Raw genomic sequence first — 14,279 nt, 5'->3', positions numbered from 1 at the left:
TGCGTCACCTGCGTCACCCGGGACGGAAAACGGCCTCTGAGCTGCACCAACAAGGGTGACGCAGACAGTCATTCCTGCGTCACCCCTGCGTCACCCGCGTCACCCGGTGACGCAGACGATGACGCACCGGTGACGCACCCTCGATCGACTGCGTCACCGAAATCCCCAGGTCACAGGCCCAGATGACGCTGGTGACGCGGTGACGCAGAAATCCGCACCTCGGACAGACACGCTCCCCGACGAGGAGACGCAGTGGCCATGACGACTGCCCCAGACCCTCGCGCGACCCTCCGCAGAGGGCTGCCCGACCGCTACCTCACCCCGGGCGACATCGCCGAGATCTTCGGTGTGCCCCTCGAAACCGTCTACCAGTGGCGCAGGAAGCGCACCGGGCCTCCCGGCTTCCGCATCGGCAAGCACGTGCGCTACGACCCTGCCGAAGTGCAGGCCTACGTCATCCAGCTCAAGAACGTCGACTGCGTCGCGGCCTGACGCAGCCGAACGCACCGCCAGGGGTGGCCGGTCACCGGCCACCCCTGATCCATGTCGAGAAGGGACTCGCCTCCGATGGCAGGCAGCATCCAAGACCGCTGGTTCAAGACCGAGACCGACGCCGACGGCAAGACCGTCCGCGTTAAGACCGAGCGCTACGGGTCCGGCCTGCGCTACCGGGCCCGCTACTTCGCGCCCGACGGAAAGCGCAAGGGGAAGTCCTTCCCCGACGGACAGAAGCGGCTCGCCGAGCAGTGGCTGAGCAAGGTCACGGCGGACGTGGCCCGCGGCGACTACATCGACCCGAACGCGTCCCGGAAGTCGTTCCAGGAGTTTGCCGAAGGGTGGCTTGCGAGCCAGAGCGGGGACCCGAACACCCGGGCATCGATGCAGTCTCAGCTCAAGTTGCACGCCTTCCCGCGCATTGGGACCCGACCCTTGGGATCCTTCCAGCCCAGCCACATGCGCGAGTTCGTGACGCAGCTCGAAGAGTCCGGCATGTCCGGCGCTTACGCCCGTGTGATCTTCTCCAACGTCCGCGCCATCCTCTCCGCCGCTGTCGAGGACGGCTACCTTCGCCGGAACCCCTGCCACTCGCGAACGGTGACACTCCCGGAAATGGGGACCCGCCGAGTTGTCCCGTGGCAGCCGGACCGCGTCTTCGCCATGCGAGGTGCCCTGGTCGAGCGCTTCCGGCCCATGGTCGACATGGGTGCCGGGTGCGGCCTCCGGCAGGGCGAGATCCTCGGACTGTCCGTGGACGAGCTGGACCTCGACAGCGGCATCCTGCACGTGGTGCAGCAGCTCAAACTCAGTCTGAGCAAGCCCGTCTTCGCACCGCCGAAGGGCGGCAAGCTCCGCGATGTCCCGCTTCCCGAGCCCGTAGCCGAAGCGCTCAAGGAGCACATCAAGCGGTTCCCTCCCGTTGAGATCACGCTGCCGTGGATGCGCGCGAACGGCCGGCGGGTGACCAAGCGTCTGATCTTCACCGGGCCCAACGGTGGGCACGTCTGGCGCACCTCACTCAATGAGGACCACTGGAAGCCCGCCCTGGCCGCCGTCGGTGTCATCCCGAAGGCCAAGAGTCGGGAGCACACAGCTGCCCGGGAGCACGGCATGCACGCGCTGAGGCACTTCTACGCCTCCGTTCTGCTGGACGCGGGGGAGAGCATCAAGGCCGTCAGCGAGTACCTCGGGCACTCCGACCCTGGGCTGACGCTGAAGGTGTACGCGCACCTCATGCCGAGCAGCCGGGACCGGGCCCGGAAGGCACTCGGGCAGGCACTTCGGCCGCCGCAGGATTCGGCGCGCTGAGGTCCCACAGTGGGCCCAGGTCGTGAAAATGCCCCCGATCCGCGCCGTATGCGCAGGTCGGGGGCATGATCAGCGAACCTACTTCTTCTTGCCCTGGTTCTTCACGGCCTCGATGGCGGCCTTCGCCGCATCCGGGTCGAGGTACGTGCCGCCCGGCTTCAGCGGCTTGAAGTCGGCGTCCAGCTCGTAGGAGAGCGGGATGCCGGTCGGGATGTTGAGGCCCGAGATCTCCTCGTCCGAGATGCCGTCCAGGTGCTTCACCAGACCGCGCAGGCTGTTGCCGTGGGCGGCGACCAGGACCGTGCGGCCCGTGAGGAGGTCCGGGACGATGCTGTCGAACCAGTACGGGAGCATGCGGACGACGACGTCCTTCAGGCACTCCGTGTCCGGGCGCAGCTCCGGGGGGAGGGTCGCGTAGCGCGGGTCGTCGAACTGGCTGTACTCGTCGTCGCGGGCCAGCGGCGGCGGCGGGGTGTCGTACGAGCGGCGCCACAGCATGAACTGCTCCTCGCCGAACTCGGCGAGCGTCTGCGCCTTGTCCTTGCCCTGGAGCGCACCGTAGTGGCGCTCGTTCAGGCGCCAGGAGCGGCGGACCGGGATCCAGAGGCGGTCGGCGGACTCCAGGGCCAGCTGGGCGGTCCGAATCGCGCGGCGCTGGAGGGAGGTGTGCAGGACGTCGGGGAGCAGACCGGCGTCCTTGAGCAGCTCACCGCCGCGGACTGCTTCCTTCTCGCCCTTTTCGGTGAGGTTGACGTCCACCCAACCGGTGAACAGGTTCTTCGCGTTCCATTCGCTCTCGCCGTGGCGGAGGAGGATCAGCTTGTACGGTGCGTCGGCCATGAGTCCGAGCGTAATCGAACCCGTGCGGCCTCCGCGCGCCCGCCCGCAACGCGGACAGGGCCGGGCCGGAAGGGCCCGACGGCCGGACGATTGACGGCGGGCGTCAATCCGGTGGCGGGCGGGGGCCGGGCTTCGTAATGTCTCGAAGGCTGTCGGGAGTGTTACCCCGAGGCCCTCGTTCCGTACGTCCCGTGGGGGGAATCCTTATGTCCGTCGCCGGTCTGCGCACAGCCGCCCGGGAGACCGTCTCCGGGATGCCCCGCGAGTTCTGGTGGCTGTGGACCAGCACACTGGTCAACCGCCTCGGGGCGTTCGTCGCGACCTTCATGGCCCTGTATCTGACCCTGGACCGGGGCTACTCCGCCTCGTACGCCGGGCTCGTCGCCGCCCTCCACGGGCTCGGCGGGGTCATCTCCTCCCTCGGCGCGGGCGTGATGACCGACCGGCTCGGGCGGCGGCCGACCATGCTGATCGCCCAGGTCTCCACCGCGGTGTCGGTGGCGGTGCTCGGGTTCATGGTGCATCCCTTCGCCATCGCCGCCGTGGCGTTCTTCGTCGGCATGTCGAGCAACGCCTCCCGCCCCGCCGTCCAGGCGATGATGGCGGACATCGTGCCCCCGAAGGACCGGGTCCGGGCCTTCTCGCTCAACTACTGGGCCATCAACCTCGGCTTCGCGCTCTCCTCCGCCGGGGCTGGGTTCATCGCCGAGTACAGCTACCTGGCCGGCTTCATCGGCGAGGCCCTGATGACGCTCGTGTGCGCCGTTCTCGTCTTCCTGAAGGTGCCGGAGTCACGGCCCGAGGAAGCAGCCGTGAAGGCCGTCGGCGGCAAGCGGCCGAAGGACGAGGTGCGGCTTACCACCGTCCTGCGCGACGGGCGTTTCATGGGTGTCGTGGGGCTGTCGTTCCTGGTGTCGCTGATCTTCCAGCAGGGCTATGTGGGGCTGCCGGTGGCGATGGGGACGGACGGGCTCTCCAGCTCCGACTTCGGTACCGCCATCGCCGTCAACGGCGTGCTGATCGTGGTCCTCCAGATCCCCGTCACCCGCTTCATCCAGCACCGCGATCCGCGCCGGCTGCTGATCATCTCCTCGCTGCTCGCCGGGTACGGCTTCGGGCTGACGGCGTTCGCCGGGTCGGTCGCGGCGTACGCCCTGACGGTGTGCGTCTGGACCCTGGCCGAGATCGTGAACGCGCCCACCCAGACGGGACTGGTCGTGCAGCTGTCGCCCGCCCGGGGCCGGGGCCGCTACCAGGGCATGTACACGATGTCGTGGTCGGTGGCCGCGCTCGTCGCGCCGCTGATGTCCGGCTTCGTGATCGACCACTACGGCGCCGCCTGGCTCTGGGCCGCCTGCGCCGTGATCGGCACGGTCGCCGGCCTCGGCTACTGGCTGCTGATGCGCAACCTGCCGCGCGAGGAGCACGACGGGGCGGACGCCCTGCCCGAGCCCGCACCCGTCCCGGCCGAGGCCCGGCCGGACCAGGCCGAGCCGGAGGCCGCACCCGCGGCGGCGGCGGAACGGGCCTGCTGAGCCGGGAGGCCGGTACACGGAACCCGTACGCGGACGGGCCCGGCCCGCGCCCGGGACGCCGGAACCCGTATGCGGACGGCGCCCGCCCGGAGGAAGAACCGGGCGGGCGCCGTCCGTTCCGTACGTGGTGCGGGTCTGCCGGATCAGCCGCCGCACTGGCACGGGGCACCGGACTGGCAGCCGCACCCGCAGCCCGAGCCGCAGCCGCAGGCGCCGAGCACGGTCAGGTGCACCACTTCGGTCGGGGGCTCCTGCTGGGGTTCGGTCATGGGGGAATCGGCCATGGTCCCTCCTCAGGGCGTGCGGCTGGGGCGGCGGTCGGCATGGTGCACCGCCCCATCCCATTGCATGCCCAACCCGGCAGGCGCATCAACGGCGCACGCGCGCAGGAACGTATGTGCGACTCGCGTACGCCGGTGACGCGCCGGTGACGCTCCGGTACGACGTCGCCGTACCGGAGCGGGCCGTTACGCGCCCTCGACCGGTGCCGCCGCCTGGATCTCGTCCGCGTGCTCGCCCGTCACCAGGTAGACCACGCGCTTGGCGACCGACACCGCGTGATCGGCGAAGCGCTCGTAGTAGCGGCCCAGCAGCGTCACGTCGACGGCCGTCTCGATGCCGTGCTTCCAGCGGTCGTCCATCAGGTGCTGGAACAGCGTGCGGTGCAGCAGGTCCATCTCGTCGTCGTCCTGCTCCAGCTGGAGCGCGAGATCGACGTCCTTGGTGATGATGACCTCGGCCGCCTTGGCCATCAGGCGCTGGGCGAGCTGGCCCATCTCCAGAATGGTGGCGTGCAGGTCGTGCGGGACCGCCGCCTGCGGGAAGCGCAGCCGGGCCAGCTTCGCTACGTGCTGGGCGAGGTCGCCCGAGCGCTCCAGGTCGGCGCTCATCCGCAGCGAGGTCACCACGATGCGCAGGTCGGTCGCCACCGGCTGCTGGCGGGCGAGGAGCGCGATGGCACGGGCTTCCAGATCGTGCTGGAGGTCGTCCACCTTCTGGTCGCCGGCGATCACGTTCTCGGCCAGCGTCAGGTCGGCGTCGAGCATGGACGTGGTCGCCCGTCCGATCGCCGAGCCGACCAGCCGGGCCATCTCGACCAGGCCCTCTCCGATCGAATCGAGTTCCTCGTGGTAAGCGTCGCGCATGGGAAGTCCCTCTCCAGTTCCAAACTGAGGCCGGGGTCTCGGACCGACCCCCACGGTTACACGGTGGGGCCGTAACGCGTCCGTATCCGTCCCCCTAAGTGAACCGGCCCCTACCCCTCGGTGAACTCTGGGCGACGAGTGTTCGAGATGGCACTCGGACGGCTGGGAGGGAGTCGTCGCACCCGCATAACCTTGAAGCATGGACGTGAACGCGGCGGTCGCCGCAGCTGCAGCGATCGCCGGGCTGTGCACCGGTGTGATCGCCATGCTGGCGTTCCGCTGGAGCGAGCGCGATCTCAAACGGCCCACGCGTACGTCCCTGCGGCCGGACAGCAACGCCTCCCTTCCCCCCGGGGTGGACACCGTCCTCTCCGTCCTCAGCTCCTCCGCCGTCGTCCTCGACGAGAGCGACAGCGTGGTCAAGGCCAGCTCCGCGGCGTACGCCCTGGGCCTGGTCAGGGGCGGCCGACTGGCCGTCGAGCCGATGCTCAACATGGCCAGGGACACCCGGCGGGACGGGGAGATACGACAGGGCGAGCTGGACCTTCCCCGGCGCGGAACGGGCCGGGGCGACACCCTCGCCGTCTCCGCCCGGGTCGCCCCGCTGGGCTCCCGGCTGGTGCTGCTGCTCGTCGAGGACCTCACCGAGGCCCGCCGGATAGAAGCGGTACGGCGCGACTTCGTCGCCAACGTCAGCCACGAGCTCAAGACGCCGACCGGGGCGCTCTCCCTGCTCTCCGAGGCGGTCATGGACGCCTCCGACGATCCGGAGGCGGTGGAGCGGTTCGCCGGGCGGATGCAGATCGAGGCGACCCGGCTGACCAACCTCGTCCAGGAGCTCATCGACCTCTCCCGGGTGCAGAACGACGACCCGCTGGAGGACGCCGAACCGGTCAAGGTGGAGACGCTGGTCGCCGAGGCGATCGACCGCTGCCGCCAGCAGGCCGGCTCGAAGCAGATCACCATGGCCTCCGCGGGAGCCGAGGGCCTCACGGTCTGGGGCAACCGCGGCCAGCTCGTCGGCGCGCTCGGCAACCTCGTCGAGAACGCCGTCAACTACAGCCCCGCCCACACCCGCGTCGGCATCGCCGCACGCCGTATGGCATCGCCCGGCGGGGACCTCATCGAGATAGCCGTCACCGACCAGGGGATCGGCATCTCCGAGAAGGACCGCGAACGGGTCTTCGAACGGTTCTACCGCGTCGACCCGGCCCGCTCACGGGCCACCGGTGGCACCGGTCTCGGCCTCGCCATCGTCAAACACGTGGCCGCCTCGCACGGCGGGGAGGTCACCGTCTGGAGCTCCGAGGGACAGGGCTCCACCTTCACCCTCCGGCTGCCCGAATCGGGCGCCACGAGGGAGCGCACCACCGGCGGACCGCTTATCGTCAACGGCGACGACGAGGGGCCGTACGAGACCGACACCTTTGACCCCTTCCCTGCCCCGGAGGCTCTTCCGTGACCCGAGTGCTTGTCGTCGAGGATGAGGAATCCTTCAGCGACGCCCTGTCCTACATGCTGCGCAAGGAAGGTTTCGAGGTCGCCATCGCGGCGACCGGCCCCGACGGGCTGGACGAGTTCGAGCGCAACGGCGCCGACCTGGTCCTGCTCGACCTGATGCTGCCCGGTCTGCCCGGCACCGAGGTGTGCCGCCAGCTCCGCAGTCGCTCCAACGTTCCGGTGATCATGGTCACCGCCAAGGACAGCGAGATCGACAAGGTCGTCGGGCTGGAGATAGGAGCCGACGACTACGTCACCAAGCCCTTCTCCTCCCGGGAGCTCGTCGCCCGCATCCGGGCCGTCCTGCGCCGCCGCGGGGAGCCGGAGGAGGTCACCCCGGCCGCCCTGGAGGCGGGCCCGGTCCGGATGGACGTGGACCGCCACGTGGTCACCGTCTCCGGCGGCAAGGTCGACCTCCCGCTCAAGGAGTTCGACCTGCTGGAGATGCTCCTGCGCAACGCGGGCCGCGTGCTGACCCGGATGCAGCTCATCGACCGGGTCTGGGGCGCGGACTACGTCGGCGACACCAAGACGCTCGACGTCCACGTGAAGCGCCTGCGCGCCAAGATCGAGCCCGACCCCGGCGCGCCGCGCTACCTCGTCACCGTGCGGGGCCTGGGGTACAAGTTCGAGCCGTAAACCGCGGGTCCGCATGTGCCGAAGGGGCGCTTCCCGGCCGGGAAGCGCCCCTTCGGCGTGCGTGCTGCGTGCGGTGTGCGCCCGCGTTACGGGGCCGGGGGCCGCCGCGTCAGTTGGCCGCGGGCACCGAGGCGGCGTCGCCCGCGTCGCCCTGCGTGCCCGTCTCGCCCTGGGCGCCCTCGGTGCCGACGCCGTTCGCCGGCGTACCGGACGTCTCGCCCTCGGTCGCGCCGGGGGTCTCCTCGTTGCCGGACGTGTCGTCGGACGGCTTCGGCGCGGGCGCCTCCGCCTTCGGGCTGGGGCCGAAGTCCTTGAAGAAGCCCTCGGCCGGGAAGACGCTGGCGCCGAGGCCGACGTCACCGGTCCGGCTGAGCTTGAAGACGACCTGCTGGACGTCGCCGTTGCGCGCGGCCTCGCCGCTGTTCTCGATCACGGCGGCGGCGTTGCCCTTGCCGCCGATGATGACCTGGCCGCCGGCCGGGACCACGATGGGACCCTTGCCCTCGGCGGCCTGGAGCTTCACCTCGACGTCGCTGCCGGGCAGCGTGACCGCCTCTAGCACCTCGCGCTCGGTGCCGCCGTTGAACAGCGTCGCGGCGACGACGGCGGAGGCGTCCGCACCGCCCTCGGGCTGCGTGAGCACGTTCACGTTCTGGATCTTGATGTCGCCCACCGCGGTGGCCGGGTTGTCCGGCCTGACCTTGAGCGTCTCGGCGTTGTTGCCCGCCGCACAGGCGGACAGGGAGACGATCGAGAGCACGGTGGCGGTGGCGGCGAGGGCGCCGTGTCGAAGGCTGCGGCTCACGGCGGCGGCAACTCCTTGAACGATCGGATCTGCGGGCTTCGGACGTCGGGCGGTGGTGTGAAGCCGCCCCAAGGGTGTGTCAGCGGCCTCAGGCTACCGAGCCGCCGCGCCTGGCCCGCACCCGACCCGCCTCTAGGCGGTTTCTCGTCGATCGGGGTCCGGCCCGCCCTCCTGCGGCAAGCCCGCCGAACGGTCCGCGGGCTGTTCTCGCAAGGTGTTCTACCGGCCGGTACGCCATGTGCCGTTCACATAATCCGCGTGATCAATTCTTCCGCCCGTGTCGTGGCTTCTTCTCCATTCCCCGCTTCGCGGCGGAAAGGTGCCGGGAGGCGCCTGGCTTGATCAATTTCATTGCGGCCCGGCAGTTACGCCCGTACGGGTGAGCGGTCATCGAACGAAGTGCGGAATGATCGCCATCAGCAAACCGACAAAACGGGACTTTCGCCCTCTTCTGTAGGGCTTCCGGACGGTGTGACGTGGATGTTTCGCTCCGGGTGCACAGTGGCTCCGACCTGCGAATACCGTCTTCCGGAAGCCTTCCGCAGCACGTACGTGTCGCTGTTGTCAAGCCCCGAGATATGCCCTGACCTGCGAAAACGCCATTCAGGAGATGCCGTTCTCGTGTTACTCTGGATAGCCACGGAAGGGGTACCTGTCACATGACGTTCAAGGTTGGCGACACCGTGGTCTATCCCCATCACGGGGCCGCGCTGATCGAGGCTATCGAAACTCGCCAGATCAAAGGCGTGGACAAGACCTACTTGGTGCTCAAGGTCGCCCAGGGCGACTTGACGGTTCGTGTGCCGGCGGACAATGCGGAGTTCGTGGGCGTGCGCGACGTGGTCGGGCAGGACGGGCTGGACCGGGTCTTCGAGGTGCTGCGCGCACCGTATGCCGAAGAGCCGACGAACTGGTCGCGGCGGTACAAGGCAAATCTCGAAAAGCTCGCCTCCGGCGATGTCATCAAGGTCGCCGAAGTAGTGCGTGACCTGTGGCGTCGGGAGCGCGAGCGCGGTCTCTCCGCCGGAGAGAAGCGCATGCTCGCCAAGGCCCGCCAGATCCTGGTGAGCGAGCTCGCCCTCGCGGAGAACACGAACGAGGACAAGGCCGAGGCTCTGCTCGACGAGGTCCTCGCGTCCTGAAACCGGATCACACCGGTCGTATGAATATGCCGCGGTGCCCGCTGACCAGCCGTTTTCTCGCTGTGTCGTCGGGCGCTGCGGCATGTTCGGACCCGGATCCACCTGCGTCCCGGATCCATCTGCTCGGACCCGCGTCCGCATCCGGTGCCCGACTGCCGGTCATCCCTCGTGCCCGCGGTGCGACCCGCGTATCCGGTGACCGTCGGTGAGCGGCGGCCCCGGTGCTGCGTGAGCGCCCGGTGCGGCCTGTGCTCGACCGGGTGTCACGGAAGGGGCCCGGTGCGAGTCAGGGCGTCACGCCCGGCTCGCTGGGCCCCTACCCATGTGGGTCGGGCGAACAAACCTGCCGAACCTTCGGACCTTCCCCCTCGGATCTTCCCCCTCGGACCCTCGGACCCTCGGACCCTCGGAGTGCAACCGATGTCATCGACGCCACCCCTGACCGACCGGCCGCGCCCTCCCCGTACCGCCGCGGTGATTCCCGCCGCCGGGCGGGGCGTGCGGCTCGGGCCGGGCGCGCCCAAGGCCCTCCGGGTGCTCGGCGGGACGCCCATGCTGATCCACGCCGTTCGCGCCATGGCCGCGTCCCGCGCCGTCTCCCTCGTGGTGGTCGTCGCCCCGCCGGACGGCGCGCCCGAGGTGAAGCACCTCCTGGACGAGCACGCGCTGCCGGAGCGCACCGACTATCTGGTGGTGCCGGGCGGTGAGACCCGCCAGGAGTCCGTGCGCCTGGGTATCGACGCGCTGCCCGAGGACGTCTCCGTCGTCCTGGTCCACGACGCCGCCCGCCCCCTGGTGCCGGTCGACACGGTCGACGCGGTCGCTGCCGCCGTACGGGACGGAGCGCCCGCCGTCGTTCCCGCGCTGCCCCTCGCGGACACCGTCAAGGAGGTCGAGCCCGCCGGGACGCCCGGGGAGCCGGAGCCGGTGCTCGCCACCCCCGTACGGGCCAGGCTGCGCGCGGTGCAGACGCCGCAGGGCTTCGACCGGGACACGCTGGTGCGGGCACACACCGAGGTCGCGGTCGACGGCGAGGGTGCCACGGACGACGCGGGCATGGTGGAACGCCTCGGGCGGCCGGTGGTGGTCGTCCCCGGCCACGAGGAGGCGTTCAAGGTGACCCGGCCGCTCGACCTCGTTCTGGCCGAAGCGGTACTCGCCCGCAGGAGGGCCAACGATGGTTTCTGAGCAGCGCGCGGCGGGAGCCCCCGCCGCACCCGTCATTCCGCTCGTCGGGATCGGCACCGACATCCACGCCTTCGAGGAGGGCCGCGAGCTGTGGTGCGCGGGCCTGAAGTGGGAGGGTGAGGGCCCCGGTCTCGCCGGTCACTCGGACGCCGACGTCGTCGCGCACGCCGCCTGCAACGCGCTCTTCTCCGCCGCCGGCCTCGGCGACCTCGGGCAGCACTTCGGCACCGGCCGCCCCGAGTGGTCCGGGGCCGCGGGCATCACCCTGCTCACCGAAGCCGCCCGGATCGTCCGCGCCGGGGGCTTCGAGATCGGGAACGTCGCCGTCCAGGTCGTCGGCCTCCGCCCGAAGATCGGCAAGCGGCGCGAGGAGGCCCAGCAGGTGCTGTCCGCCGCCGTGGGCGCCCCGGTCTCGCTCTCCGCCGCCACCTCCGACGGGCTCGGCTTCACCGGCCGCGGCGAGGGCATCGCCGGCATCGCGACCGCCCTGGTCTACCGGACCGGCTGACGCGTAGAGGCCGCCCGGGACCACGCCTGCCGCACATCACTTGCACGTACGCTGCAGTCGCAAGTGATGTGCAGTACGAGGCGGGAGGGGTTCGGGTGACCAGCGCGACCACGGTGATGACGGGAACGGTGGCCGGCCGGACCCGGGCCGACACCGACGGGGGCCACGAGGGTGCCGGATACGTCCTGCGCACCGCCACCGCCGGTGACCTCGGCGGGGCCCGGGCCGTGATGCTCGACACCGTCTACCGCGACCTGAAGTCCGGCTACGTACCCCGCTGGCACGCCGACATCATCGACCCCGAGGCCGCCTACCTGCGCCCGGAACGCTGCACCCTGCTCGTCGTCGAGCACCGCGGCGAGATCGTCGCCACCGGCGCGGTGCGCGACCGGGGGCCACAGGCGCCGCCCAATCCGCAGTGGGTCGCCGACCGCTTCCCCTCCGGGACCACCGCCCAGCTCTGCCGGATCTATGTGCGCCCCGAGCACCGCAGGCACGGGTTGGCCCGGCAGCTGGTGCGCGAGCTGGGGGAGTTCGCCGCCCGGGCCGGGGGTTACGAGGCGCTGTACCTGCACACCGACCCCGCCGTCCCGGGCGCGGAGCCCTTCTGGCGTTCGCTGGCCCACGAGGTGTGCGACGAGCGGACGCTGCCCGGCGGCGGGCAGGGGATCGTCCACTTCGAGCTGCCGATGCCCGGGGTCGCCCCGGTGGCCGGCGGTGTCCCGGGTTCCGGCACGACCACCACCCCTGCCGGTTAGATGACAATCATTTTCATATATGGTGGTCGCCGTGCCCGCCTCCCGTCCCCACCCCCACCTCCGCCGTGCCGCCCCTTGCCGCCGCCGCACTCCTCGTGCCCGCCGCCACCGCCTGCACCTCCGCCGGAGGAACCGGAAACTCCGGCGGAGCCGACGGGGACCAGCGGCTGAGGGTGGCCATGGCCTTCCCGTCGGCCCTGGCCATGTCCCCGTACGGCGACGACGCCGTCATCCTGAGCCGGCTCGCCGTCGTCGAAGGGCTCACCCAGCTCGACCGCGACGGAGAGGCCAAGCCCGCGCTCGCCGCCTCCTGGAAGCGCGACGGCGACCGCGCCTGGGAGTTCACGGTCCGCGAGGACACCGTCTTCCAGGACGGGACGAAGTTCGACGCCGCCGCCGTGGTCCGCTCGCTGGCCGCCGAGCAGAAGGCGTCCCCCAAGCCCCGGGTGCTCTCCGACACCACCCTCGCCGCGACGGCCGAGGGCGCGGACACCGTACGGATCACGACGAAGGACGCCGACCCGCTGCTGCCCCAGCGGCTCGCCAACCCCTCCCTCGGCATCCTGTCCGCCGCCGCGTACGAGGAAGGCTCCAAGGTGAACCCCGCCGGGCACGCCACCGGCCCCTTCACCCTCGCCGAGGTCAACGGCGCGGTCAGTGCCACCCTGGAGCGCAACGACACCTACTGAGGCTCCAGGGCGAAGGCCCCCGGCGTGGACGTGAAGTTCGTCGCCGACGGCACCGCCCGCGCCAACGCGCTGCGGACCAGGGACGTCGACGTCGCCGAGTACGTACCGATCTCGCAGGCCCCGCTGCTCGGCGACGGGCTCGTCCACGAGTTCCCGTCCGCCCGCACCAACGGTCTCTCCCTCAACACCGAGCGCGGTGTCTTCGCCGATCCGGCGATGCGCGCCGCCGCCCGCGAGGCCATCGACCCCAAGGCCCTGGTCGACGGCGTCTACGAGGGCCGCGCCGACACCGCTCAGGGGCTGCTGGGCCCCGGTGTCCCCTGGGCCGCCGACCTGCGCGCCGCCCCCACCGGCCGCGCGAAGGCCGCCGCCCCCGCCGAGGTCGCGAAGACGCGGCAGATCGTCCTCGCCACCTACACCAACCGGCCCGAGCTGCCCGAGGCCGCCACCGTCGTCCAGCAGCAGCTGGAGAAGCGCGGCTTCACCGTCAAGCAGGTCGTCCGCGATTACGCGCAGCTGGAGGCCGACGCGCTGGCCGGGAAGTACGACGCGTTCATCCAGGTCCGCAACACCCTCCTGGACACCGCCGACCCGGTCTCCTACCTCGTCTCCGACTTCACCTGCGACGGCAGCTTCAACATCACCCAGCTCTGCGCGAAGCCCGTGGACGCCGCCGTCGACCGGGCCGCCGCCCTCGCCGACACCGACGCCCGCCACCAGGCCGAGATGACCGCCGAGGCCGCGATCCTCGGCTCCGACGCCCTCGTCCCGCTCGTCCACGAACGCTTCGTGCAGGGGTACGACGACACGCGCTTCCAGGGCGTCTCCCTCGACCCGATGGAGCGCACCCTCATCACCGCCGACACCCGCGTCGGGTGACCACGTGAAGTACCTCGCCGGACGGCTCGGCACGCTGCTCGCCGTCGTCGCGGTGCTCGGGCTGCTGCCCTGGCTGACCCGGACCGACCCGGCCCGCACGATCCTGCACGCCCGCTACGCCGACCGGGCCCCCACGCCCGAGACCCTCGCCGCGATCCGCACCGAGACCGGGCTCGACGGCGGACCGCTCCATGTCCTCGGCGACTGGCTGGGCGGGCTCGTACGCGGCGACCTCGGCACGTCCTGGGTCTCCGGGCAGCCCGTCGCCCCCGATGTGACCGCCGCTCTCGGCAACTCCCTCACCCTGATGGGCGTCTCGCTCGCCGTCGCCGTGCTCCTCGCCCTCGCGCTGAGCGCGGCCACCCTGCGGCGCGGGGCCGCGCGCCGGATCGTCCGGGTACGCGCCGGAGCGGGCGCGGCGGTACTCGCCGCGCTGCCGGAGTTCCTGCTCGCCGCCGTGCTGGCCACGGTGTTCGCCGTGCACCTGGAGTGGTTCCCGGTGCTCGGCTGGGGCGCGCCCGACCAGCTCGTGCTGCCCGCGCTCGCCACGGGCGTCCCCGCAGGGGCCCTGCTGGGCCGGCTGCTGGACGACGCCCTGCCCGGCGCGTTCGCCGAACCCTGGGCTCGGTCCGCCGCCGCGAGCGGCATGCCGCGCCGCCGGATCGCCCGGCACGCCCTGCGCCGGGCGCTGCCGGGCCTGCTGCCCCAGCTCGGCCTGATCGTGGTCGGGCTGACCGGCGGAGCGGTCGCCGTCGAGACGCTGTACGCGATCCCCGGCCTCGGCGGTACGGCACTGGCCGCCGCCCTCGCCCAGGACCTGCCCGTCCTCCAGGCGACCGTCCTGA

14 protein-coding genes and 1 pseudogene are annotated in these 14,279 nt (G+C 71.2%); 11 read left to right on the top strand and 4 right to left on the bottom strand.

The genetic code is table 11. The features are described from left to right. Positions 1–258: 258 nt before the first annotated feature. Positions 259–492 carry a helix-turn-helix domain-containing protein gene (locus B9S58_RS32165; protein WP_103535429.1) on the top strand — a complete coding sequence of 78 codons (234 nt, stop codon included), beginning with the start codon at positions 259–261 and terminating at the stop codon, positions 490–492. A gap of 75 nt (positions 493–567) precedes the next feature. After that, entirely contained in the window at positions 568–1,806 is a 1,239-nt protein-coding gene (locus tag B9S58_RS32160) for a tyrosine-type recombinase/integrase (RefSeq protein ID WP_103535428.1), read from the top strand. A 78-nt stretch (positions 1,807–1,884) separates the two neighbouring features. Here B9S58_RS32160 and B9S58_RS32155 read toward each other — a convergent pair whose 3' ends face one another. Then, a complete protein-coding gene (locus B9S58_RS32155) occupies positions 1,885–2,646 on the bottom strand; it encodes a phosphoglyceromutase (RefSeq protein ID WP_103535427.1) in 762 nt (253 codons plus the stop codon). A gap of 206 nt (positions 2,647–2,852) precedes the next feature. On the opposite strand from B9S58_RS32155, the gene B9S58_RS32150 reads away from it, so the two are divergent. Further along, positions 2,853–4,181 (top strand): MFS transporter, encoded by a 1,329-nt coding sequence (locus B9S58_RS32150; RefSeq protein WP_103535426.1) that lies wholly within the window; start codon positions 2,853–2,855, stop codon positions 4,179–4,181. A gap of 143 nt (positions 4,182–4,324) precedes the next feature. On the opposite strand, the gene B9S58_RS38315 is transcribed toward B9S58_RS32150, so the two are convergent. Both B9S58_RS38315 and phoU read right to left on the bottom strand, forming a co-directional pair. Then, positions 4,325–4,465, bottom strand: a complete 141-nt coding sequence (locus tag B9S58_RS38315) for a hypothetical protein (RefSeq protein WP_181009530.1) — start codon at positions 4,463–4,465, stop codon at positions 4,325–4,327. Positions 4,466–4,648: 183 nt separating this feature from the next. Next, positions 4,649–5,326 (bottom strand): phosphate signaling complex protein PhoU, encoded by a 678-nt coding sequence (gene phoU, locus B9S58_RS32145; protein WP_030590483.1) that lies wholly within the window; start codon positions 5,324–5,326, stop codon positions 4,649–4,651. 199 nt (positions 5,327–5,525) lie between these two features. Here phoU and B9S58_RS32140 point away from each other — a divergent pair, with 199 nt between their 5' ends. Next, positions 5,526–6,788, top strand: coding sequence for a cell wall metabolism sensor histidine kinase WalK (locus tag B9S58_RS32140; protein WP_103535425.1), 1,263 nt, complete (start codon positions 5,526–5,528; stop codon positions 6,786–6,788). Further along, positions 6,785–7,465: a response regulator transcription factor gene (locus B9S58_RS32135; RefSeq protein WP_003968183.1), complete on the top strand. Its 681-nt coding sequence runs from the start codon at positions 6,785–6,787 to the stop codon at positions 7,463–7,465. Before B9S58_RS32140 ends, B9S58_RS32135 begins: the two co-directional genes overlap by 4 nt. A 109-nt stretch (positions 7,466–7,574) precedes the next feature. Here B9S58_RS32135 and B9S58_RS32130 read toward each other — a convergent pair whose 3' ends face one another. After that, entirely contained in the window at positions 7,575–8,270 is a 696-nt protein-coding gene (locus B9S58_RS32130; protein ID WP_103535424.1) for a DUF461 domain-containing protein, read from the bottom strand. Positions 8,271–8,929: 659 nt separating this feature from the next. Here B9S58_RS32130 and B9S58_RS32120 point away from each other — a divergent pair. The 6 genes and pseudogenes from B9S58_RS32120 to B9S58_RS32095 all read left to right on the top strand — a co-directional run. Continuing rightward, the gene (locus tag B9S58_RS32120; protein ID WP_003953493.1) at positions 8,930–9,412 is read left to right on the top strand and encodes a CarD family transcriptional regulator; all 483 of its coding nucleotides are present in this window, start codon (positions 8,930–8,932) and stop codon (positions 9,410–9,412) included. Between the two features lie 420 nt (positions 9,413–9,832). Then, the gene (gene ispD / locus B9S58_RS32115; protein ID WP_181009529.1) at positions 9,833–10,600 is read left to right on the top strand and encodes a 2-C-methyl-D-erythritol 4-phosphate cytidylyltransferase; all 768 of its coding nucleotides are present in this window, start codon (positions 9,833–9,835) and stop codon (positions 10,598–10,600) included. After that, complete coding sequence (ispF, locus tag B9S58_RS32110; protein ID WP_103535422.1) at positions 10,590–11,108, top strand: 2-C-methyl-D-erythritol 2,4-cyclodiphosphate synthase; 519 nt, start codon at positions 10,590–10,592, stop codon at positions 11,106–11,108. The genes ispD and ispF overlap by 11 nt, the downstream gene beginning before the upstream one ends. Positions 11,109–11,224: 116 nt before the next feature. Continuing rightward, the gene (locus B9S58_RS32105; RefSeq protein WP_103535490.1) at positions 11,225–11,866 is read left to right on the top strand and encodes a GNAT family N-acetyltransferase; all 642 of its coding nucleotides are present in this window, start codon (positions 11,225–11,227) and stop codon (positions 11,864–11,866) included. Between the two features lie 17 nt (positions 11,867–11,883). After that, positions 11,884–13,434: pseudogene (locus B9S58_RS32100) on the top strand (ABC transporter substrate-binding protein). Between the two features lie 4 nt (positions 13,435–13,438). Beyond that, positions 13,439–14,279: ABC transporter permease (locus B9S58_RS32095; protein ID WP_146063596.1), on the top strand; the 841-nt coding region annotated here is incomplete at its 3' end.

Source organism: Streptomyces sp. SM11 (assembly GCF_002910905.1).
Classification (GTDB): Bacteria; Actinomycetota; Actinomycetes; order Streptomycetales; family Streptomycetaceae; genus Streptomyces.
Note: the sequence above shows the minus strand (reverse complement) of the source record. Positions and strands in the feature narration are given on the sequence as shown.

What these genes read in the sequence shown, in the direction of transcription:
- ispF (WP_103535422.1), top strand. Translation starts at nt 10,590, where the DNA reads ATGGTTTCTGAGCAGCGCGCGGCGGGAGCCCCCGCCGCACCCGTCATT.
- B9S58_RS32160 (WP_103535428.1), top strand. Translation starts at nt 568, where the DNA reads ATGGCAGGCAGCATCCAAGACCGCTGGTTCAAGACCGAGACCGACGCC.
- B9S58_RS32165 (WP_103535429.1), top strand. Translation starts at nt 259, where the DNA reads ATGACGACTGCCCCAGACCCTCGCGCGACCCTCCGCAGAGGGCTGCCC.
- B9S58_RS32140 (WP_103535425.1), top strand. Translation starts at nt 5,526, where the DNA reads ATGGACGTGAACGCGGCGGTCGCCGCAGCTGCAGCGATCGCCGGGCTG.
- B9S58_RS32150 (WP_103535426.1), top strand. Translation starts at nt 2,853, where the DNA reads ATGTCCGTCGCCGGTCTGCGCACAGCCGCCCGGGAGACCGTCTCCGGG.
- B9S58_RS32120 (WP_003953493.1), top strand. Translation starts at nt 8,930, where the DNA reads ATGACGTTCAAGGTTGGCGACACCGTGGTCTATCCCCATCACGGGGCC.
- ispD (WP_181009529.1), top strand. Translation starts at nt 9,833, where the DNA reads ATGTCATCGACGCCACCCCTGACCGACCGGCCGCGCCCTCCCCGTACC.
- B9S58_RS32105 (WP_103535490.1), top strand. Translation starts at nt 11,225, where the DNA reads ATGACGGGAACGGTGGCCGGCCGGACCCGGGCCGACACCGACGGGGGC.
- phoU (WP_030590483.1), bottom strand. Translation starts at nt 5,326, where the DNA reads ATGCGCGACGCTTACCACGAGGAACTCGATTCGATCGGAGAGGGCCTG.
- B9S58_RS38315 (WP_181009530.1), bottom strand. Translation starts at nt 4,465, where the DNA reads ATGGCCGATTCCCCCATGACCGAACCCCAGCAGGAGCCCCCGACCGAA.
- B9S58_RS32155 (WP_103535427.1), bottom strand. Translation starts at nt 2,646, where the DNA reads ATGGCCGACGCACCGTACAAGCTGATCCTCCTCCGCCACGGCGAGAGC.